Genomic DNA, 20,989 nt, shown 5'->3' on the forward strand with positions numbered 1-20,989 from the left:
ACAACTAATACAGCAGCACCACGTGATACGTGGGGGTCTAAACTAGGCTTCGTAATGGCAGCAGCGGGTTCCGCTGTCGGTTTAGGCAATATATGGAAATTCCCTTACACAGCAGGTGAGAGTGGCGGCGGTGCATTCGTTGCTATCTATCTTATCTTTGTAATTTTTATCGGCTTTAGCGTGATGCTGACAGAGTTCGCTATTGGTCGTAAGACAGGTCTTTCTGCCGTGGGTGCATTCAAAACAACTGACCGACGCTGGACGTTCACTGGCGTTATGGGAGTCTTCAGTGGTCTTTTGATCATGGGCTTCTACCCTGTGGTTGGTGGTTGGGCATTGGCCTACATCTTTAAAGTGGGTGGTGGTCTACTCAGCGCGCCAGAAGCAATTGGCGACAGTTTTGGCGGTTTCATCTCAGATCCGATTCAACCTTTGATGTGGATGGGTGTTTACCTGTTTCTTAACGTCATGATCGTGATGAAAGGGATTTCGGGTGGTATTGAGAAAGCCGGTAAGGTTCTGATGCCGCTTCTGTTCTTAATCCTAATCGTTGTTTCTGTTAAGGGCTTAATGCTGCCAGGTGCAATGGCTGGCCTTGAGTTCTTATTCATGCCGGACTTTTCTAAAGTCGACAGCAACGTGGTTCTTGCTGCACTAGGACAGGCGTTCTTCTCACTTAGCTTAGGTATGGGTTGTATGATGACGTACGGTTCTTACCTGAAGAAGAAAGAGAACCTAGTTCAAACAACCGGTATGGTTACTGCGATGGATACAGGTGTAGCGATTCTTGCTGGTGTTGCTATGTTCCCAGCTATGTTTGCCTTTGGCATGGAGCCTGCGGCAGGCCCTGGTCTTGTATTCGTTGTCGTTCCTCAACTATTTGCTGAAATGGGCGGTGTGATTGGGTTGCTATTCGCGTTGCTATTTTTCATCGGCTTGACGGTGGCGGCATTAACTTCTTCAGTATCACTATTGGAAGTTGTCGTGTCTTACCTAATCGATGAGAAAGGCATGAAGCGCTCTAACGCGGTTCTGTCTGCAAGTGCAGTTATGGCGGCATTATGTATTTTTGCGTCACTATCGTTAGGTGGAATGGGGCCAACGCTGTTTGGTACAGGTGCCTTTGATATCTTCGACTTGCTAACGGACAAAATCTTCCTAGCGGTTGGTGGTATGTTGGTTTGTATCTTTGCTGGATGGCGCCTAAGCCGTGCTGAGCTAGAAAAAGAGATCACTAATGACGGCGAAGTATCCTTCCCGCTATTTGGATTGTGGTACAACCTAGTTAAATACCTGATTCCTGTTGCGATTGCTATTGTTGCCTTCATGGGGATTAAGTCTGGCTTTGATAGTGGCAAAGGTGAAATCATGCTGCTGGGTATCGCAATCATTGGTCTTGCTGGCATTTTCTCGAAGAAGCTTTAGCAAATACCTTGGGGGCAAGCCTCGATAGCTTTGTCCGATAACTTATGTATACTGCTGGCTCCAAACGTGGAGCCAGTTTTTTATGTTCGATATTCTACATACCCATCCCGATTTTCTGATCATCAATAAGCATCCCAACGTCTCTGTTCATAAAGACGATGGCGACACAATGCTGCTGCAAGAAGTGGCTAAGCAGAGTGGTGATCAGCAGCTCTATCTTATCCATCGCTTGGATAAAATGACATCGGGTATTCTGCTCCTCGGACGCAACGCCAAAGCGGCCAGTACGTTATCGCAAGCTTTTGCTGACCGCCAAGTGGAAAAGTTCTATCTGGCGATTGGCTCTAAAAAGCCGAAAAAGAAACAAGGTTTGGTCGTTGGTGATATGGAGCGTTCGCGCCGTTCATCATGGAAGCTGGTCAACAGCAAAAATAACCCAGCCGTCACCCAGTTTTTCTCTCTTGCGGCAGAGCCCGGAGAGCGCCTATTTTTATGTAAGCCACACACTGGTAAAACGCATCAAATCCGCGTGGCATTAAAATCGGTTGGCTCAGGTATTGTTGGCGACCCGATTTACAATGCAGGCAATGAGGCTGATCGCGGTTACCTGCATGCACTTTCACTTTGCTTCCAATACCGAGATGAGCAATATCGCTTTGTTTGCGACCCACGAGAATACCAAGTGCTGGGTAACAAATGGCACAGTGAAATCGTCTCTCAGGGTTTGGATACTTGGCTTTCCCCTTGGGAACTGAACTGGCCTACGATCAAATAACCGTCACAAAGAAAACTAATAAGAGAACTCGATGCAAGCATCACAACTTCCGCTGTTTTTTCAGCATCTAGAAACCGAGCTCGCGCAAGCTCCGAACGAAATTCGTCGACTGTTTCATGGTCGTGGCCGTCGTTTTGAGGGCTTAGAGCAAATCACCTGTGATTGGTTACAAGGTCAGTTGATCATCAACTTGTTTAAAGAAGTCGATGACGTGTTTCTCGCTGAGCTGAAAAGCGGCCTCAATGCGTTGGCACTATCACCACTGTGGGCAGACAAGCAAGGTCGTACTATGGTTCTTCAGCACCGTTATGCCGATGGTGCGCCTTCAGAAGTGCTTGTCGGTGAATTAGACGCTCGCCCTGTCGTTGAAGAAAGCGGCTTGAAATACCAATTGGATATTGGCCGCAACCAAAACTTCGGTCTGTTTTTGGACATGCGCTACGGTCGTGATTGGATACGCGAAAATGCGAAGCATAAAAACGTGCTTAACTTGTTTGCTTACACGTGTGGCTTTTCTGTCGCTGCCATTGCGGGGGGCGCAGATAAAGTGGTTAACGTCGATATGGCGAAAGCATCGCTGTCTAAAGGTCGTGAGAACCACAAGCTAAATGGTCATAACATCAACCAGGTAAGCTTTATGGGGCACGATATCTTTAAATCGTGGGGTAAGATTAAAAAATCTGGTCAGTATGATTTGATCATTATCGATCCGCCTTCATTCCAGAAAGGCAGCTTTGCGCTTACGAAAGACTACAAAAAGATTCTACGTCGATTGCCGGATTTGTTGGCAGAAGGCGGTCAAGTGATGGCATGTGTGAACTCACCATCTGTGACAAGCGACTTCTTGATTGAAAGCATGAAAGAAGAAGCGCCAGAGTTGACATTCCGTGAGCGTCTGGATAACCCACCAGAGTTTATGGACGTAGACAGCGAAGCAGCATTGAAAGTGTTGCTGTTTAGCGAGAAGCAATGACGACGAAACGAAAGTTGTACCTATCTATAATACCAGCCGTTTGAGTACGGCTGGCATTTCCACGATACCCCGTTAATCTGAATAGCGAGACGCAAGTGTGATTCAGAGTCTATTATCAGAGTGAGTTATTCCTAACACGCTGATATTAGATTCCTGACCTCGCCTAGGCTCGTCGGAATGACGGGAAACAATAAAAGATCGATACCAGCAGCATTAACCGATCTGCACTTCAAGATCCGCTTCGATGATTGATGAGCAGGCGAGCACATAGCCTTGTTCAATTTCTTCTGGCGTCAATGTTTCTTGGCTAGTGGAAGAGACGTTGCCTTTACGAACCTTGCATTTGCACGAGCCACAAATTCCGCTTCGACAAGCGACGATTAATGGTAAACCTGCGCCTTCGAGCACATCGGCCAGTACCTGACCTTTTTGCGCATCGATGCTTTGAGCAAAATCAGGAACAAAAACGTTAACCGTCTCATCGGAGACCGATGTTTCTGCGCCAGTCGCTGGCGTAAAACTCTCTTGGTAGAAGTTCGTCATGTCAAAACCAAGGTCATTCAAATAGCCGTGTACATCTAGCATAAACTGGCTTGGACCACACAGGTAAACGGTGCGTTGCTTGAAATCAGGAACAAGCTCTTTAATCCAGTCGGCATTCAAACGACCTTGTGGGTGTGACGTTCCTTCGCGGTTTTTCAGCAACAGCTTTAAATGGAAGTTGGGATATACGGCGTCTAACGTTTCTAGCTGATCGTAGTAAATCGTCTCTTCTGGGCTGCGTGCGATATGAAGAAATGCGATGTCCACATCGTTGTCGTTTTCATCTTGATTACTCAGCCAGTGTTTTGCCATCGAAAATACGGGCGTGACGCCGCAACCTGCACTGATAAGCAAGGCTTTTGTTTCGCCATCACGTAACACGGGTGGATGGTCGATGCAGTTAAATTCGCCTGCTGGTGGTAATGCTTGAACGGTATCACCGAGCAGCAGCGAGTCAACGATGTAGTTCGATACTTTACCGCCAGATACTCGTTTGATGGTGAGTTGAAGGTGATCGTCCTCATTGATAGAGCTGATTGAATAGGCTCGAAACTCCATTTTTCCATCAATTTCGACGCCCAAGTTAATAAACTGGCCAGGCTTAAACTGAAACAGAAGTGACTCGGTTAGTTCAGCCAATTTGATGCTGACGGTGTCGTGTGTTTCGAAGTATTTGTCGATGCAACGGAGTGTGACGGGTTGGTTACCTTGCCATTCAAAAAACATAACAATCTCTTTGGTTTTGGCTATTTTTGGTTCGAAATAGATAGCGCCTCCGCGTAAGGAGGCGCGTAACAAGCAAGTTTATTAAGCTGCTAGGATGGCTTTTAGATCATCCTGAACATTGCCAATACTGCGCATATCGAACTTCTCTTGGATGATGGCGATTAGGTTTGGCGTTAGGAATGCTGGTGCAGTAGGGCCTGTGTAAATGCCTTTCACGCCCAATGCAAATAGCGTTAGCAAGATAACGATCGCTTTTTGCTCGAACCAAGAAAGCACAAGCGTGAGTGGTAGTTCATTGATGTCACAGTCAAACTCTTTCGACAGTGCAAGTGCAAGCTGGATTGCAGAGTAAGCATCGTTACATTGGCCCACATCCAATAGGCGAGGGATGCCGTTGATATCTCCGAACGTATTCTTGTTGAAGCGGAACTTACCACACGCCAAGGTCAGGATTAGCGTGTCTTCTGGCGCTTCAGCCGTAAAATCGGTGTAGTAGCTACGTTCCGCTTTATCACCATCACAACCGCCGACTAGGAAGAAGTGTTTGATGTTGCCTTGCTTCACTTGGTCGATAACCGCAGGGGCGGCGTTCATCAGTGCATTGCGACCAAAACCAACCGTGATGTGGTGTTCGATTTCATCGTGTTGGAAACCGTCTTGCGCTAGAGCACATTCAATCACTTGGCTAAAATCATCGCCTTCGATGTGAGCCACACCAGGCCAGCCAACAATACTACGAGTGAATAAACGGTCTGCGTATTGACCCACATTTGGATTCAACAAGCAGTTTGACGTCATTACGATTGCACCAGGGAAGTTGGCGAATTCTTTCTGCTGGTTTTGCCATGCGCTGCCGTAGTTACCGACAAGATGAGAGTATTTCTTCAGCTCAGGGTAGCCGTGTGCAGGCAGCATTTCACCATTGGTGTAAACGTTAATGCCTTTGCCTTCGGTCTGTTGCAGGATTTTTTCTAGGTCATGCAAATCATGGCCAGAAACAAGAATACATTTACCTTTTACTGGCTTGACGTTCACCGTGGTTGGTTCTGGATGGCCGAAGGTCGTTGTTTCACCTTGGTCGAGCATTTCCATCACTTTGTAGTTCATCAGGCCAATGCGCATTGAGCAATCAAGTAGTTCGCCAAGATCTTCAGGGTCTGTGCCCAACCACGCCATGATTTCATGGTATTCGGCATAGATATCGTTGTTGGTTTGCTCAAGAACACGTGCGTGCTCCATGTACGCGGCTGCACCTTTAAGTCCGTATAGGCAAAGTAGGCGTAGGCCAATAACATCTTCATGTACTTGGTCTTTACCACGGTTAACCGCGACTTGAGGAGCAAAAGCTAAGATCGCTTCTGCGCTGTTTGGTAGCTCGAAGTTGGCAACGGCAGGAATGTCAGTAAGGTTGGTGTTTGACAAAGTCGCAGCAGACATTACTTGCTCTTTTAACAATGCTTTGTACGTTGCGGCTTGAGAAGTTAACTCTAGGATGCGTTCAGGGTCGAAGTTAACGTTCGTCAATGTAGAGAAAAATGCCTTGGGTGCCCATTGGTTGATTTCATCGTTAATGATGTTGAATTCAAGTGCTTTTGATGCCCAAAAAGAAACCCCTTGCAGTGTGTAAACCAACACGTCTTGCAGGTCAGATACTTCAGAAGTTTTACCACACATACCTTGTGCAAAAGAACAACCTTTAACAGCAGGGGTTTGAATTGTCTGTTCACATTGAATACAGAACATATTGGGTTCTCCAGTGATTGTTTTAATAGTCGTGATGTTGACCACTAGAGAGCAGAATGTGTGCCAATTTTTATTTTGTTGATTTATATAGGATTTTATTGTTTTTAGGCGAATGATTGATGTAATTAAGACAACGGGGCTGATGTCTTAATTACATCGGCTTCTTGTGGTTGGTTATTTATTGATCCCGAGCTTTTTACCCATCCGATATAAGTTCCCTCGATCCATTTGTAAAAACTCCGCTGCTTTTGCCCAAACGCCACCAGTTTGGCTCAAAGCATGTTCAATTAAATCACGTTGATAGCTTTCTATTAGCTCTCGCATTGGTTGGCTTTCTTTAGGCAGATAATGCGATGTGTTTTTTACATCATCGAGAGCCAATGAGGTGTCGAAATGGTTAAGCATGATCGTGCTTGCGCCTTGTTGAATGGCGTGTAAAGCCGCGCGAGTTAAAGTGTGTTCGAGCTCGCGCACGTTTCCGTACCAAGGTAAAGACTCCAGTTGAGTCAACACTTTAGGGTGAACGTGCAGATTGGGTGCATTGAATTGTTGGCGTACTTTTTCCAACAAATATCCTGCTAAAACGGGAATATCCCCGTCACGGGCACGCAGTGGGGGGACTTGGATTGGGAACACGTTCAAACGGTGGAAAAGGTCTGCTCGAAACGTGCCAGATTCGACCTCTTTTTCTAATTGTCGATTGGTCGCGGCGATGATGCGCACATTGACCATCAAATGCTGATCGCTACCTACACGTTGCAGCTCGCCTTGCTGAATTACGCGCAGCAATTTTGCTTGCAAAATCAAAGGCAGTTCGCCCACTTCATCAAGGAAAATCGTTCCACCGTCTGCCAGTTCAAACTTACCGGCACGGTGGCTATTAGCACCTGTAAATGCGCCTTTGACATGGCCAAACAGTTCACTCTCAGCCAGACCTTCAGGCAGGGCCGCACAGTTGACGTAAATCATCGGCTTATCGCTACGATGAGATTGCGCGTGTACCGAGTGCGCGACCAGTTCTTTACCAGTTCCGGTTTCTCCTAAGATAAGTACCGCGTAATCTGATTGAGCAACAGTCGCAATGTTGTTTCGTAACTGGTTGATCTGCGGACTCAAACCCACCATTTCGCCATGTTGAGAACGGGCTTGTTGGATAAGGGTTTGAGTGACGCTTTTTTGCTTCTGGTTTTGCGCTTTGAGCGCTTTTAATTGAGCTATGTTACGCAATGTCGCAGCGGTCAAAGCCGCAAAGGTTTCGATAGCGACAGGGTCAATGTCATCAAACGCGCCCACCGTTAGTGCATCCATCGTTAGTGCGCCAACAAGTTGGCCTTCGACATACAAGCTAAAGCCCATGCAATCGTGAACATCAATGCATTGGTCTTCAGTTAATAGTGTGCCGTCGAAAGGATCCGGCAGTGAACAATCGGCATCGAAACGCACCGGTTCACGGCTATGAATAATGGCATCTAAGCGAGGGTGCGCCTTGGGGAAATAGCGACGACCTAAGACTGAGCTGGATAAGCCTTTTACCGCGACAGGAGTTAGAAACCCATCCTCATCGAAGATAAACAGGCAGCTCGCATCACATGGGAATACTTGCGCGACCCCATCAATGAGGTTTTGATATTGCTGCTCGTGAGAGCGATTTGAGCTGAGGTTTAGCGCGATATTAAGGAGTACGTGGTCAATAGTCGGAGTCATAACAAGCCCAAAGTTATCTGGAATGGGCTCATGCTAGCAACTTGATGTCATTTGAACATCGAAAGGTGTGGGAGATTGATGTTCCATTGACGACGATCAAGTTTGATACGAAAAGAAACGCGCAAGTTAACAAGCCAGTGATGTGAGCTTGCGCGGGTTAGGTGTTTGAATCAAAGCAGGCCAAAGGTTTGGTTCGTCCGAATTAACGAGGAACGACTCTGGCGTTATTACCAGAAACATTGATTTGGACCGCTTGGCCTGGTTGGAAAATCATGTTTGGATTTGCTTCTTGAACAATAGAGATAATCTTTCCGTCCTCTAAACGAATGGTCAGATTCACGCCATTTCGTTTCGCGGTTGCTTCAGCCGCTTTGCTGCCTGCATAGCCACCCAATAGACCACCACCAATGGCAGCGATATCCGAGCCAGAACCGCCCCCAACTTTTGAGCCTAAGATCCCGCCCACGGCAGCACCAGCGATGGTGCCAATGGCATTGGATTGGGTAGAGGCATCAATGGTTACGGGTTCTACTTTTTCTACTGTGCCGTAGTAAACCTGCTGAACTTTGCGAGTGTCGGATGAGCCGTATGCATCTCCGTACGGGTTAGGTGAGCTACAGCCGCCAAGCACGAGCGCACAAGTAATGGTGAGCAACATGCCTAAATTGATCTGTTTTTTCATATAGCCTCCGAATGGTTTCTTCATTCAAAGAGTATATACCCCAATTTAACCTGCGTTTTGGTGCTTTATAAAACAGTGGCTTAGCGGCCTGTCCCTTAAGGAAACGCGATTGTCTAAGCAGTATTAATGATCGTTAAGCGTATGAAACCCTGAATAAATACGTGTAAAAGTAGTAAACCAGCATGCCGCGCCAAAGATATACGCGATGACGGCAAAGTGTTGCGGTAGCAAACAAAATAAAACCAAGCAGCCAATGGTTTCTGTACCTTCGGTTAAGCCGCTCATGTAGTAAAGCGATTTGTTTTTATATACCGGATTATCGATGCCTTGTTTTCCTGCCATGATGGCAAAAGCCAAAAAGCTACTACCAGTGCCGATGAAGGAAAAAATCAAAAATGCGCCTGCAACGGCATTGTGCTCTGGGTTGGCAAGCACAAAGCCAAAAGGAATCAACGAATAGAACAAAAAATCTAAGCTGATATCAAGAAAACCACCCGCATCGGTAATGCCTTGAATCCTCGCCAGTGCACCGTCTAACCCATCACAGATTCTGTTCAGCAAAATAAACAGCAACGCCAACAAGTACTGTTCGGTGATCAAAGCCGGCAGGGCAAAACAGCCAAGTACAAAACCAAACACTGTCGTCTGATTTGCAGTGATACCACATTTATCGAGATATTTCGCACTGAGTGCCAGCGGTTTGCGGATGAGCTTTATACTCAGGCTATCAAGCATGATTTGTCTCCCACGGCCAGTTTAGGCAGCTGCTGCCATCAGGAATATCGTCTTCATCGTGCGTTACCATCAAAGTAGGGATGTTCGCTTGCTGCAATTGTTCGACCACCCAATTGCGAAATTGCACGCGCAGGTCTTTATCCAGCTTGCTATAGGGCTCATCAAGTAGCGCAACTTTTGGCTTTGCTAGCAGCATACGAGTCAATGAGATACGGGCACGTTGCCCTCCCGAAATTTGGTCAGGAAAGGACTCTGCTAGTTTGGTCAATGAAATGTTCTTCAGTGCTTGCATAGCGTGAGCTTTACGCTCTTCACCTTTGATTGAGTTTGGTAGCGCGAAGGCAAGGTTCTCCCACACCGTTAAATGAGGGAAGAGCAAATCTTCTTGGAATAGAATACCGACCTGACGCTTATGGGCAGGGAGGGCATCCAACTTTTCGTTATCAAGCGTAATGGATCCAGAGTAGTTGAACTCGGCGGATAGGTGCCCGGCAATGGCATCCAACAAAGTGGATTTACCACAACCGCTAGGCCCCATCAGGGTAACGATTTCACCTTTTTCTACGGTCATGTTGAACGCTGAAAAAAGCGCGTCGCCATTGGTTTTACGGATGGCGAGGTTTTCGAGACAAAGACTCATTCAGTAGTAAACCTTTTATAGACAAGCGGCGATACTTCCTGTGCAAGTGGCTAAGCAGTATCGCAAAAGAAAAGAACAAGAATGGCAGCAGAGCTTGCCAAATGGCGTAAATAGCGGTGACACGTCGGTCAAAACCACTGGATAGTGCAACGGCTTCGGTTGTGATGGTGCTAATGCGCCCAGCCCCTAGCACCAATGTTGGTAGGTATTGCGCCAGGCTGACACTAATACCGACAGCCCACGCGAATGCAATTGCAGGCAGGAGGATTGGCAGTTTCACTTTTAACCAAGCTTGCATCGGTGATTTACCCAAGCTGAGTGCGACGCGAGTTAAGCCGTTATCGAAGCTGCGCCACGGACCGTCTAGCGAGAGGTAAATAAATGGGAACGCAAAGAATATATGCGCCCAACATACCCAAAAGAAATACGCATTACTGTTTAAGTACAGCGTCACTACTTGCATACCGAATAGCACGGATAGCTGAGGAATCAGCATTGGGATGGCGATGATGTAACCGGGCACCTGCCAGCGATAACGGAGACGATACTCATGTGCTATTAAAGCAAGAACTAGCGCGACAGTCGCGCTGATTAGGGCGATTGACATACTTTGTTCTAGAGTCCCTAGAATACTGTGCCATTCGTATTCCCAAAAACGCAGGCTGTAACGGCTTGGGAGCAAATCTGGAAAGCGCCAACGTTGGGCAAAGCTCCACAGCACCATGAGTGGAATCATTAGAAGTGCAAGTAGCGCGACCAGTGAAAATAGGGTTTTACCGGGTAAACGAAACCCGTTTCGACCAGAGTACTGCCAGCGTTTGAAGCCTTTGGTAATACACCATTCCATTAAGCGTGCAAATCCAATCAAAAGGCTTGCGATCGCAAACAGTATTACTGCGCCAGCGGCCGCTCTTGGTAGGAGCGATAAATCTGGATCGTTAAACCATTGCCATACCAAAACCGCAAACGTCGGCGGGTTGGTGGGGCCAATAATCAGGGCGACATCGACAACGGACAAACTGTAAGCCAATACCGCCAGCATTGGAAAGCGCAGTTTTGCTATCCACTGTGGGAACACGCATTTCCACCACGCTTGCGCCGAACTGTAGCCCATCGAATGACTGACTTTTTCAATCTTATCGACTTTCAATTGCTGAAGAATTGGAATACTCATCAACAATAAAAACGGCACTTCTTTAATCGCAAGCATGATGATCAAACCGAGTGCGTGCGGATCTTTAATCAGCAATGCTAAGTCATTCACCGTTTGTGCATTCGGGTCGTAACCAAACAGTTGGTTGAGAACCCTAACGCCCATACCAGTTGGGGCAAACAAGAACGCAAAGCCAATCGCAAACGCGACGTGCGGCATGGCAAGAAGTGGCGAGAGGCTTACTTCAATTTTTCGCCAAAACTTGCTGCCCCAAGACGCCTGTAGAATGGCAAACGTGATGAAGCAAGCCAAGTAGCTACTGAAAATGGCAGAGTAGAAAGTAAGCCCGATGGATGTCCAAACACCCTCCCAATCAAAAACAGCGTTAAAGCCATCTAAAGAAAAGTGGTGCAAGCCGATAGGAGGCACATAACCGAGCGCAGAGACCACCACTCCAAGTAGTCCCGGAATGGTAGGCAAAATACAAACTGCGATAATGACTAAATACAGCGCTCTTAACATGGATTCTTACTAATTCCCGTAGCGTTTCAACCATTCTTTTTCTAACGCCGCTTGCCAACTTGGATGTGGCTCAGCGATAGATTTGAATTGTTGAGTGTTTTTGGCCGAACCAGTTAGGTATTGGTTGCTTAGTACCGAAGGGTCGCCCCAGATGTTTAGGTTACCTTTGCGAGACTGTGCTTCAGGGCTCAATAAAAAGTTTATCGCAACTTGTGCACCAGCACTGGCATTTGCGTTCCAAGGAATCGCTAAAAAGTGGATATTTGAGAGTGCTCCTGCGTCCATTGCGTACGCTTTGGTGCTCTCTGCAAGATTACCGCTCGACTGCGCAGAGAAAACCGCGTTCGGGTTAAAGGTAATCGCCAGGTCAGTCTGACCATCATCTAGTAGCTGAAGGGTTTCTGCTGTACCACCTGGAAACTGCTTACCACCGCGCCAAGCGACTTTATGGAACTCATCTAGATAAGACCACAGCGGTTGAGTGACTTGCTCAAACGTGTTATCGGTAACTGGTTGTTGCAGCTCAGGGGCGTTGTTAGACAGTTCAATGAGTAATGCTTTGATAAAGCTTGTGCCATGAAACTCTGGTGGTCGAGGGTAAGTCAGGCGATTCGGGAACGCTTTTGCATAGCTCAGCATTTCTGAGAATGATTTTGGAGGGTTATGGAGGGTTTGCTCGTCATGGATAAACACTAATTGTCCTACTCCCCAAGGTGCTTCTAGACCTTCTGTTGGCTCGGAGAAGTCCACATCAATTGGTAGAGATTTATCCACATATTGCCAGCTTGGCAAACCTTCGACAAAAGGACCAAATAGCAATTGGTTATCCTTCATTGATTTGAAGTTTTCGCCATTGATCCAAACCATATCAACACTACCACCGCTGTTTTTGCCTGCCGCTTTTTCTGCGATAAGTCGAGTAGTGGTCTCAGAAATATCAGTTACTTTAACGTGGTTTAGCGTCACGTTATAACGTGATTTTAGCTCTCTACTCGCCCACTGTATGTAGCGATTAATTTCTTGGCTCCCGCCCCAAGCATGAAAGTAGACGGATTGCCCGTCGGCTTGTTGTTCGATTTTTTGCCATTCGCTATTCACTGATGAATCGGCAAAAGAAGGTGTCGCAAAAGTCGTGGCTAAAATGCCAATGCTGCTGAGTAGCTTTTTCATATCTATTCCGTGTTATGTCTTTTGGTGCTTGCTTTCGTTTCTATTGACGTTTTCGCAAGTCGTTCCGCTCTGTTACAAGGATAGTAATTCATCTCTCTCTATTATCAATGCCAATCCCAAACGGAATCACTCATTGATTCAAAGAATTACTCTCAATGTGAAGCAAAACGAAGAAAGGACAAATTTGGTGTCATTTTAGGAGCGGACCGTTTGTTTGAGGATATTCTTTCAAGTAATTGAAAATTATTGTCCCCAGAGATATGAATAGGTTGTTTTACAGAGCAAAATTGATGTTTAAAGCATGGAATTGAGGGCGAAAAGAGAAAGAAAGTTGGCCATTTAAATGACTTTGGCATGCATGACTAACGATTCATCGATATAAAAAAAGCAGCCGTTTGGCTGCTTTAAGATACTATCTGGTTTACTTAGTTGGGATTAGTTTACCCAGTCACGTAGTGTAAACGTCAATTCGTGATCGGCACTTTTCAGAACAAGACCATCTTTAGTTAGCGTGATATCGCTCCAGTTAGATAGTGTTTGTGTCATTGCGTTTTCGATCTTCATTTGATCTTCCATACACATCTTCATGGTCATGCCCATTTTTTCGATGCGTAGTTGGTTGTTTTTCAACTCGGCTTGACCGAAGAAGTTGTTACAACCTGCGTTGCCGTTTGCGGTTAGATTTTCACCGATTTCTAGGCGAGCCGCTTTTTGGTGTTCGTCTAGAACGATATTTTTGCCATCAACTTGAACAAGTTCCCAGTTGTGGTGCTGCAAATCTTGAGCCGTTATTTCTTTCACATCATCACCGTTGCTAGCACAAGCAGTCATAAGAACAGGGAGAGAGATTGCTGTAACTAACGTTTTTAGGCTAAGCTTCATTTTATAGACTCCGTTTTTATAAACGCGGTAAGTATAAGTAATAAAACACTGTTTTTGTCAGCATAAGGTTATGGTTTCGTATGTTTTTGACATAACGAAGTATATAGCAAGTTTTGTTGCTGACTAATCTTCTCATTATTTAAACTAGGCCAATACGCCCTAATATGGAAAGAGCGGTTTTAGTATGGAGCAACTGGAGTTTTTTACTGTCCCAAGCCCTTGTGTTGGAGTATGTACCTCCGATGAAAAAGGGTATTGCAAGGGGTGTATGAGAAAGAGAGAGGAAAGGTTTAATTGGCTTAACTTAACCCCCGCTCAGCAGTTGCACGTTATTAAGTTGTGTCGTCAAAGGTACAGAAGAAAGATGTTGCCAGGGAAGACGAAGCCAGAACAGCTTCAAGATGAGTCATCGCCTCAACAAGACTTATTCTAGAGTTCTTGTTCAGTCTGTGGGGTTACTTACGCCTTCGCTTTCGGTTCTGATTAGGCTTTTACATATTCCCGGTCCGGCAAGGTGTCCTTTAAGAACCGGGAATCTCCTATCCATTTTCCCTATAAAGCGGTAATTGGCGTTATTTCATCGACCAACGGTCGCTAACCCAGCCTCCCGCTTGTTCGTCGAAGTGATTTCCTGAAAATCGATGATTGAATTCAACATCTAATTTACTTGTTGGGCGTTCATCCATCAGTTTATGAATGTATCTCGCCATAGGATCCGTACAAGCTTCACGCTCTCTACGGGTAACTACTTCTTTGATCATTTGGAGTCTGTAGCTATTGCTGGCTCGTTTCATTTTTGACCTCCAGAACTCGATGGCAGCAGTTTGAACACATTGACGTCCAGATCGCTGCTCATTAGTGTGCGCGTGGAGGCACATCACCATCGTTTGAAGTCCAAAGACAAATTGTTTGAGAGCAGTGTTTGTAACGCCATTCACATCTTTCTCAGAATCATTGACTATGCGATTAAAAATGTTTCGCGAAATTTAGCCGATGAACCTGCATATTTAAAAGACCTTATCAAACATAGAAGCCCAACACAGGGGCGTCAATAACACAAATGAACAATTTTTGAACATATTGTGAAGGTGGAGAGTTTTCAGTAATTTATCGAAAATAAAAAACCGAAGCACAAAGCTTCGGTTTTAAGGAAAGCCCTGACGAAATTGCTTGTAAAAGCTCTTAGCGCCAGGGGTAAGGTGTTGAGTATTAGCTACCAGTTGCAGGACAACCTTTTACTGGTTGGCCATTACTGAAGTACTTGATGTTCTCTAAGTTCTTGTTGTAGTTATCCGCAGAGATTTGTGGGTTGTTTACGAAGAACTCGCGCAAAACGTATGCATCGGTTAGCTGTGTAGATTGAACATCGATGATTGGATAGTTATCGCCACCAGCAGCACTGAAGCTGATTACAGAGAATGTGTACGTTGCGTCTAGATCGAAGCCTTTATTGTTAATATCGGTAATGGTTACTGAGCCAGCATCACAATTTACATCTAAAGTGATGTTATCTAGTTGAGCGTAAGCACCAGAACCTGCAGATTTCGTCGCAACCACGTCTAGGTATTCTTTAACTTCTTTACCTGTCATAGTTGCTTTAGTCACGAAGTTACCAAATGGCTGAACCGTTAGTACGTCACGGTAAGTGATATCACCATCTTGGATTGAATCACGCACGCCGCCAGAGTTCATCACACCAAAGTCAGCATTTACCGTTTTGTAAGTACGGTATGCCTCGCCGAGTAGGTGACCTAGGTTAGTTTGTTGAGAGCGAACTACGTTACGATCACCTTCTAACTTACCCGTCGTATTAGAAATCTTCTCATCTAATAACTCTTGACCTTGTTGTTGGTATGGCAGTAGTAACGCTTTTACTGTTGCATCTTGTTGAATTCGTTCACCGATAACTTCATCGTTTTCGTCTAGAAGGTTTACAGGAATCAGTGCGTAGTTCGCTAAGTGAAGCTTGCCGTCGTAGTATTCGAAGTCAGCACGACCCACATATTTACCCCACTCATGCGCTTGCATAATCCAAGTGCCTTTTTGTTGGTCTGGGGCACAATCATCCCCAGGTTTGAAATCAGCATACTCATTGGTACCTGGTTCCATACATACAGGGTTTTGCGAGTGACCACCGATGATCGCGTTTAGCTGTCCTTCTTCAAGAGAGCGAGCGAGTTTCACGTCACCTGGTGCTTCACTACCGTTTTTACCATCTTCGTAGTGACCCATGTGCGTCGTTGCAAATACTAGGTCTACCTTTTCGTTCTCTTCGATTTCCTTCAGTACCTTTTTGATTTCTACTTGAGGGTCTTCGAAGTGGATGTTTGATACGTTGTCTGGATTGACTAGCTTCGCAGTGTCTTGCGTTGTTAGACCAATAACAGCGATCTTAAGGCCGTTGATAGTAAATACTTTGTAAGGGGCGAAGTAACGCTCGTTTGTATCTTTTTTATAGATATTCGCAGCCAGCATAGGGAAGTCAGCTAGCTCGGCTTGCATATCGAGAATATCTAGTGAGTTATCAAATTCGTGGTTACCGACAGCCATTGCATCGTAACCAAGTAGGTTCATCCCTACGAAGTCTGGAACCGCATCTTGCATGTCTGATTCTGGTACACCGGTATTAATATCACCGCCAGATAGCAGAATGGTTTCACCGCCTTTTGCTTCGACTTCTGCGCGGATAGATTCGATTAAAGTGTGACGCGCAGCCATGCCGTATTCGCCGTCGCTGTTATGCCAAAAGCGACCATGGTTATCGTTAGTGTGGAGAACGGTGAACTTAGTACAAGAATCTGCAGTCTCGCAGGTTACTGGAGAATTGTCGCTGTCTGAGCCGCATCCTGCTAGCGCAGCGCCCACTGCCACTACCAAAAGAGATTTGGAAAACTTCATAAGGGATCCTTTCTTTGTGATTTTGTTATTGTTACGGCGTGAAATATACGGAATTAATGTGAAACTTTAGTGATCTATCTCTTATTTATACTTCTATCGGAGAAATGAATTAATAAGCCTGCAAACTACGTCTATAAATAAACAGAATTGGTATTTAGTATTTATTTTATATAGCTAGCTCAATTTTTTGTGAGGTAGTTAATTGAATGTGTGTTGTTTGTGTGAATCAATGCGCATTTTTGCGAAGTATTACGTTGATTTTGGTGATAATTTTGCCAAGTTTATGTTTTCCCTAATAGGTATGACACAAATCGTTATAAATTTTCGCTCTAATGATGAGGGGCTCGGTTTGTATGCATAATGAACAGCACAGAATTGAAACTCATTTGATTATGGCTTTATTCTGCCTAACTCTATCAAAAATTGTATTTATCTCTTTACTATAATTGCGATCGTTTAGAAACCTTATGCTTTAGGCATCGTTTATTTATCCTCATCCGATACCTTATCGTGCTTATTCCGCATTTGACACTCGAGTGTTTAAACAAATAGATTCAACCTAATGAGTCAAAATGAAAAGTAAATAATGGGTCGTTCTTCTTCGAATATTATGATGTGAACTATCATTTAATTAATGAAAATGAAATGGATTAATGTAAAGCGTTGCGACTGTAGCTGTTATCTTTGAGCTTTGGTTTAAAGGGTAGGGTTAAAAGAATTTGTAAGTGGTGAACGCTAATAAAGGATGCTTATGAGATACACAGTAAGGGACGCACTCAAAAAGGAAGCAGCCCAAATCGCCAAGATACACGTTGATTCTTGGCAGGTGGCGTATAAAGGATTAATGCCAAAGAGCTACATAGAGCAGTTTACGATTGAGCGTCGAGAAAGGATGTGGGCACGAGTGATGACGGAGCAACTGGCCCAATTGATCGTAGTTGAGAGGCAAGGAGAAATTGTTGGCTTTTTAAGTTACGAGTTACCTAACCACACCAGCGAAGATAAAACGGCATTAGTGACATGTTGCTACGTTACGCCGCTACATTATGGGCAAGGAGCAGGAAGTGCACTGTTAGATGAGTTAGAGACACGTTTGCTCTCTACGTCAGTTATGCAGATCAGTTTGAAAGCACTGGATACTAATCAACAGGGGCTTAACTTTTACAAGAAGTGTGGTTTTGTGCGTACTGGAGAGGAAGAGTCGGAAGTGATTGAGAGTATGACGCTGACCGATCTCACTTTAGTGAAGTATATTGCCCGCTCATAAATCAAATGCTATATGCCAAATATAGTAAAACCCCGGAGGTGGTAAGACTCCGGGGTTTTGAAATTTTTTAGATGTCTCGGTTGGTAAGTCCGATTATCTTTTATGCAAAAGGTTTGGATTTAATCCGATTAATTCCTTGGTAGGGAATTAGATGCGGATGAAGTCCATGTGTTCAACTTTTGGCTTGAACGCGTGACGTTGAACGTCTTGTGGCTTAACTTTAACTTCTTTGCCATCGATAACTAGAACGATGCCTTCGTAGAATTCAGGCTTGTCCATTTGGTTTACGATGTCGTCGTGGTTAAGAACGATAGCTACTGCTGCTTCTTCACCGCCGTATACAACTGCAGGGAATTTGCCAGCGTGACGTAGGCGGCGGCTCGCACCTTTACCTAGTTCAGTACGTACTACTGCTTCGAATTTCATAGTATTTACTCTCAAATTAGTAAAAATCAAATGTTCACAATCAACAATGCGACCTTGTTGTTCGTGGTAAAGCTTGAAACAGGAACTGTTCAAGCGAGCGCGGATACTATCATTCCACTTATAAATGGGCAACCCAAATCGTATCCAAATCAACAAAAAGGTATGATTTAGCGGGGTGGAAGGCTATCCCTTTTAACGCTTTGCTTGGATTTTGTTCACATCGACTTCATTTTCATCGGTTTACTGATCATGGTCCGAAAAACAAAGTTTATGTGTTATATGCTTTATGTTCGGCTGAGATGTAAGACTAAAGATGCTTTTAATCCACCTAAAGCGCTTGTATCCAATGTTAATTGACCTCGGTAACTGTGTGCCATTTCACTGACTATGTTTAGACCAAGACCTGAGCCAGGGGTTGTTTCATCCAATCTAACTCCTCTCTTGATTACTTGACTCAGTTTCTCTTTAGGGATGCCTGGCCCATCATCTTCAATAATGATGTGTATATTTTCCTTATCCTGAGAGGAGTGCACACGAATCATGCTGTTGGCCCACTTATAGCAATTTTCTAGCAAGTTACCTAGCATTTCATCGAGATCGGTCTGCTCTACTGCTACATTCAGCTCTGAATCAAGTTCATTAATTAAGGTAATGCTTCGGCTCGCATACACTTTATCAAACGCCATTGAGATAGCATCCACACGCTCTGCTGGGTTCGACTTCACTGATAATATGTTCATCGATCCGGCCATACGGGCACGACCCAAATGGTAATCGATATGGTCTTGTATTTGATTGATTGGAGCTCGGAGACGGGATTGTGCCTCAGGTTCTAACGTCTGAACTTCATTTTTTAGAACAGAAAGTGGCGTTTTAAGTGCATGAGATAGGTTACCTGCATGATTGCGAGCTCTCTCTAGTAATTCTTGGTAATGGAACAGCAGAGCGTTGAGGTCGAAGATTAGAGGAGAAATCTCTTTTGGGTAGGTTTCTTCTAGACTCTTTTTATTACCAGACTTCAGCTCGGCTAATTCTTTTTGTAGCTTTGTAAGCGGACTCAATGACCAAGCAATTTGCAGTAAAATGACGGTAAGTACGCCCGCGAATAATAAACCCAAAATAAGCCAAAGTTGGCCGATTAACGTCTGAAGGGTATTTTTAATGGGCTCTTCGTCAATACCAATAATAATGTGAATAGGACCATCGTAATCAGGAAGATACAGCGCTTTTTCTAGCGTAATTAGTTTTTCGCCTCTTGCTCCATACGCATCTTTATCCAAACCTTTGTATTCGATTTTTTTGTCCCACAACGAACGAGAACGTTCGAGGCTTGCCTCTGTAGAGGCGCTCCAATACAAACCACTGTAAGGTCGGTTAAATCGAGGGTCTGATAGCTGAGCTGCGAGTGAAAGATGCCCGGTGTTATCGACTTCTAACTGTGCGGCGACTTCATCCATAAAAATGCTGAGCTGTGAGCGAGTGTCATCAACCATATAGTTATAGACCTGCGTCGGTATCGTCACACCAGCGGCGAGGATCATTGCTGTTAACCAAACGATCGCCGCTAAAACGAGGCGACTTTTGATACTCAGTCGTTTTATTGCGTTCAACGGTAGCCTGTTTCTATTCGGCATTTAATTGGTATCCCAACCCTCGGACAGTTTTGATGATCTTTGGTGCGATTTTTTTGCGAATTCGGCCGATAAAAACTTCGATTGTGTTGGAGTCACGATCAAAGTCTTGTTTGTAAATGTGCTCAACGAGTTCGGTTCGAGAAATCACTTTTTCCGGGTTATGCATAAAGTAAGCGACCACTTTATACTCTAGCGCAGTCAAGCTTACCGCTTGCCCTTGCCACATGACTTTAGAAGTGCGTGTATCCAAGCTCAAGTCGCCAATTTGCATTACAGGAGAGGCATTACCAGAGGCTCTTCGCAGCTGTGCACGAATACGAGCGATAAGCTCAACCATTTCAAATGGTTTAGTTAGGTAATCGTCTGCACCTGCGTTTAAGCCTTCAACTCGCTGCGTTAGGGTGTCGCGAGCGCTTAGAATCACGACAGGAGTATTAATGTTTTCATCTCGGATGCCTTTTAGGACGGTAAGACCATCCAGTTTTGGCAAGCCGAGGTCAAGAACAATGGCGTCCCATTCTTCCGAAGTCGCGCGATACAGAGCGTCTATGCCATCTTGGGACAGTTCTGGTACCCAGCCGGTACTTTCTAATGTTTCGATGATTTGCTCGCCTAAACGAGGATCATCTTCAACAACAAGTATTTTCATATTGATGATTCTTATTATGTTTGGATTTTTATCGAAGTAAGCTTCGCATCGCGTCTGGATTACGCATTAGACAAGTTTAGTTGTTTTGCGGCTTTAACGCTTTGTTAAAGCTGCGACCTTTGATCTCAAGCATTTCCAGCGTGGCGGCGTCGTACTCAACTTTCAGGACGCTATTGTTGTACAGAATTTTCAATTCATACACCCAAGCATCATCATCTTCTTCAAGCTCGACCTTGATGATGCGGCCGTATAAGTCGTTTTCTACTGCGGCGTAAAGTTCCGAAAATGGTCGTATATATCCTTGTTGAACCGCGCGATAGACCTCATCTTGATCTTCATCGAATTCGATGCGTGTTCCTGGCTTTTCGACATCTTGCACGATGGCGTGGCCATTTTGTGATGTGTACTCGTTGTCATGCTTGGCAAAACTTGGTGCACACAT

20 protein-coding genes are annotated in these 20,989 nt (G+C 45.0%); 5 read left to right on the forward strand and 15 right to left on the reverse strand.

Translation table 11 applies throughout. The features are described 5' to 3' along the window. The 3 genes from R7H07_RS03920 to R7H07_RS03930 form a co-directional block, all read left to right on the forward strand. On the forward strand, positions 1 to 1,425 hold a 1,425-nt coding region (locus R7H07_RS03920; RefSeq protein WP_318074664.1), incomplete at its 5' end, for a sodium-dependent transporter. A gap of 82 nt (positions 1,426 to 1,507) precedes the next feature. Then, on the forward strand, positions 1,508 to 2,200 hold the full coding sequence (locus tag R7H07_RS03925; RefSeq protein WP_065274379.1) for a TIGR01621 family pseudouridine synthase: 693 nt from the start codon (positions 1,508 to 1,510) through the stop codon (positions 2,198 to 2,200). A gap of 31 nt (positions 2,201 to 2,231) precedes the next feature. Further along, complete coding sequence (locus R7H07_RS03930) at positions 2,232 to 3,173, forward strand: class I SAM-dependent methyltransferase (protein ID WP_065274380.1); 942 nt, start codon at positions 2,232 to 2,234, stop codon at positions 3,171 to 3,173. 213 nt (positions 3,174 to 3,386) lie between these two features. Here the strand turns inward: R7H07_RS03930 and R7H07_RS03935 are convergent, their stop codons facing one another. From R7H07_RS03935 to R7H07_RS03975, 9 genes are all read right to left on the reverse strand, one after another. After that, positions 3,387 to 4,442, reverse strand: coding sequence for a hybrid-cluster NAD(P)-dependent oxidoreductase (locus tag R7H07_RS03935; protein ID WP_065274381.1), 1,056 nt, complete (start codon positions 4,440 to 4,442; stop codon positions 3,387 to 3,389). Positions 4,443 to 4,523: 81 nt separating this feature from the next. Then, positions 4,524 to 6,185, reverse strand: coding sequence for a hydroxylamine reductase (hcp, locus tag R7H07_RS03940; protein ID WP_065274382.1), 1,662 nt, complete (start codon positions 6,183 to 6,185; stop codon positions 4,524 to 4,526). A gap of 174 nt (positions 6,186 to 6,359) precedes the next feature. Beyond that, a complete protein-coding gene (gene norR, locus R7H07_RS03945) occupies positions 6,360 to 7,889 on the reverse strand; it encodes a nitric oxide reductase transcriptional regulator NorR (protein WP_065274383.1) in 1,530 nt (509 codons plus the stop codon). A gap of 202 nt (positions 7,890 to 8,091) precedes the next feature. Continuing rightward, entirely contained in the window at positions 8,092 to 8,571 is a 480-nt protein-coding gene (locus R7H07_RS03950; protein ID WP_065274384.1) for a glycine zipper 2TM domain-containing protein, read from the reverse strand. Positions 8,572 to 8,694: 123 nt separating this feature from the next. Further along, the gene (locus R7H07_RS03955) at positions 8,695 to 9,306 is read right to left on the reverse strand and encodes a CDP-alcohol phosphatidyltransferase family protein (protein ID WP_042522015.1); all 612 of its coding nucleotides are present in this window, start codon (positions 9,304 to 9,306) and stop codon (positions 8,695 to 8,697) included. Further along, positions 9,299 to 9,946, reverse strand: coding sequence for an ATP-binding cassette domain-containing protein (locus R7H07_RS03960; RefSeq protein ID WP_065274385.1), 648 nt, complete (start codon positions 9,944 to 9,946; stop codon positions 9,299 to 9,301). The genes R7H07_RS03955 and R7H07_RS03960 overlap by 8 nt, the downstream gene beginning before the upstream one ends. Further along, positions 9,912 to 11,621: an ABC transporter permease gene (locus tag R7H07_RS03965; RefSeq protein ID WP_065274386.1), complete on the reverse strand. Its 1,710-nt coding sequence runs from the start codon at positions 11,619 to 11,621 to the stop codon at positions 9,912 to 9,914. The genes R7H07_RS03960 and R7H07_RS03965 overlap by 35 nt, the downstream gene beginning before the upstream one ends. A 9-nt stretch (positions 11,622 to 11,630) precedes the next feature. Next, positions 11,631 to 12,791, reverse strand: coding sequence for an ABC transporter substrate-binding protein (locus R7H07_RS03970; protein WP_206959111.1), 1,161 nt, complete (start codon positions 12,789 to 12,791; stop codon positions 11,631 to 11,633). A 435-nt stretch (positions 12,792 to 13,226) separates the two neighbouring features. After that, on the reverse strand, positions 13,227 to 13,673 hold the full coding sequence (locus tag R7H07_RS03975) for an META domain-containing protein (RefSeq protein WP_005378077.1): 447 nt from the start codon (positions 13,671 to 13,673) through the stop codon (positions 13,227 to 13,229). Positions 13,674 to 13,857: 184 nt separating this feature from the next. On the opposite strand from R7H07_RS03975, the gene R7H07_RS03980 reads away from it, so the two are divergent. Beyond that, the gene (locus R7H07_RS03980; RefSeq protein WP_149191906.1) at positions 13,858 to 14,106 is read left to right on the forward strand and encodes a DUF1289 domain-containing protein; all 249 of its coding nucleotides are present in this window, start codon (positions 13,858 to 13,860) and stop codon (positions 14,104 to 14,106) included. 139 nt (positions 14,107 to 14,245) lie between these two features. Here the strand turns inward: R7H07_RS03980 and R7H07_RS03985 are convergent, their stop codons facing one another. Continuing rightward, positions 14,246 to 14,467 (reverse strand): hypothetical protein, encoded by a 222-nt coding sequence (locus tag R7H07_RS03985; protein WP_054866539.1) that lies wholly within the window; start codon positions 14,465 to 14,467, stop codon positions 14,246 to 14,248. Between the two features lie 415 nt (positions 14,468 to 14,882). Then, the gene (gene ushA / locus R7H07_RS03990; protein WP_149191904.1) at positions 14,883 to 16,571 is read right to left on the reverse strand and encodes a bifunctional UDP-sugar hydrolase/5'-nucleotidase UshA; all 1,689 of its coding nucleotides are present in this window, start codon (positions 16,569 to 16,571) and stop codon (positions 14,883 to 14,885) included. Positions 16,572 to 17,322: 751 nt separating this feature from the next. On the opposite strand from ushA, the gene R7H07_RS03995 reads away from it, so the two are divergent. Then, on the forward strand, positions 17,323 to 17,838 hold the full coding sequence (locus R7H07_RS03995) for a GNAT family N-acetyltransferase (protein WP_017634886.1): 516 nt from the start codon (positions 17,323 to 17,325) through the stop codon (positions 17,836 to 17,838). A 147-nt stretch (positions 17,839 to 17,985) separates the two neighbouring features. Here R7H07_RS03995 and rplY read toward each other — a convergent pair whose 3' ends face one another. The 4 genes from rplY to R7H07_RS04015 form a co-directional block, all read right to left on the reverse strand. After that, entirely contained in the window at positions 17,986 to 18,264 is a 279-nt protein-coding gene (gene rplY / locus R7H07_RS04000; protein WP_005378066.1) for a 50S ribosomal protein L25, read from the reverse strand. Positions 18,265 to 18,548: 284 nt separating this feature from the next. After that, positions 18,549 to 19,898, reverse strand: a complete 1,350-nt coding sequence (locus tag R7H07_RS04005; protein WP_054576423.1) for an ATP-binding protein — start codon at positions 19,896 to 19,898, stop codon at positions 18,549 to 18,551. Continuing rightward, complete coding sequence (locus tag R7H07_RS04010; RefSeq protein WP_005378073.1) at positions 19,888 to 20,547, reverse strand: response regulator transcription factor; 660 nt, start codon at positions 20,545 to 20,547, stop codon at positions 19,888 to 19,890. Before R7H07_RS04010 ends, R7H07_RS04005 begins: the two co-directional genes overlap by 11 nt. Positions 20,548 to 20,623: 76 nt before the next feature. After that, positions 20,624 to 20,989: a PepSY domain-containing protein gene (locus R7H07_RS04015; protein WP_372036143.1), complete on the reverse strand. Its 366-nt coding sequence runs from the start codon at positions 20,987 to 20,989 to the stop codon at positions 20,624 to 20,626.

Source organism: Vibrio sp. Vb1127, assembly GCF_033338735.1.
Lineage (GTDB): Bacteria > Pseudomonadota > Gammaproteobacteria > Enterobacterales > Vibrionaceae > Vibrio > Vibrio alginolyticus.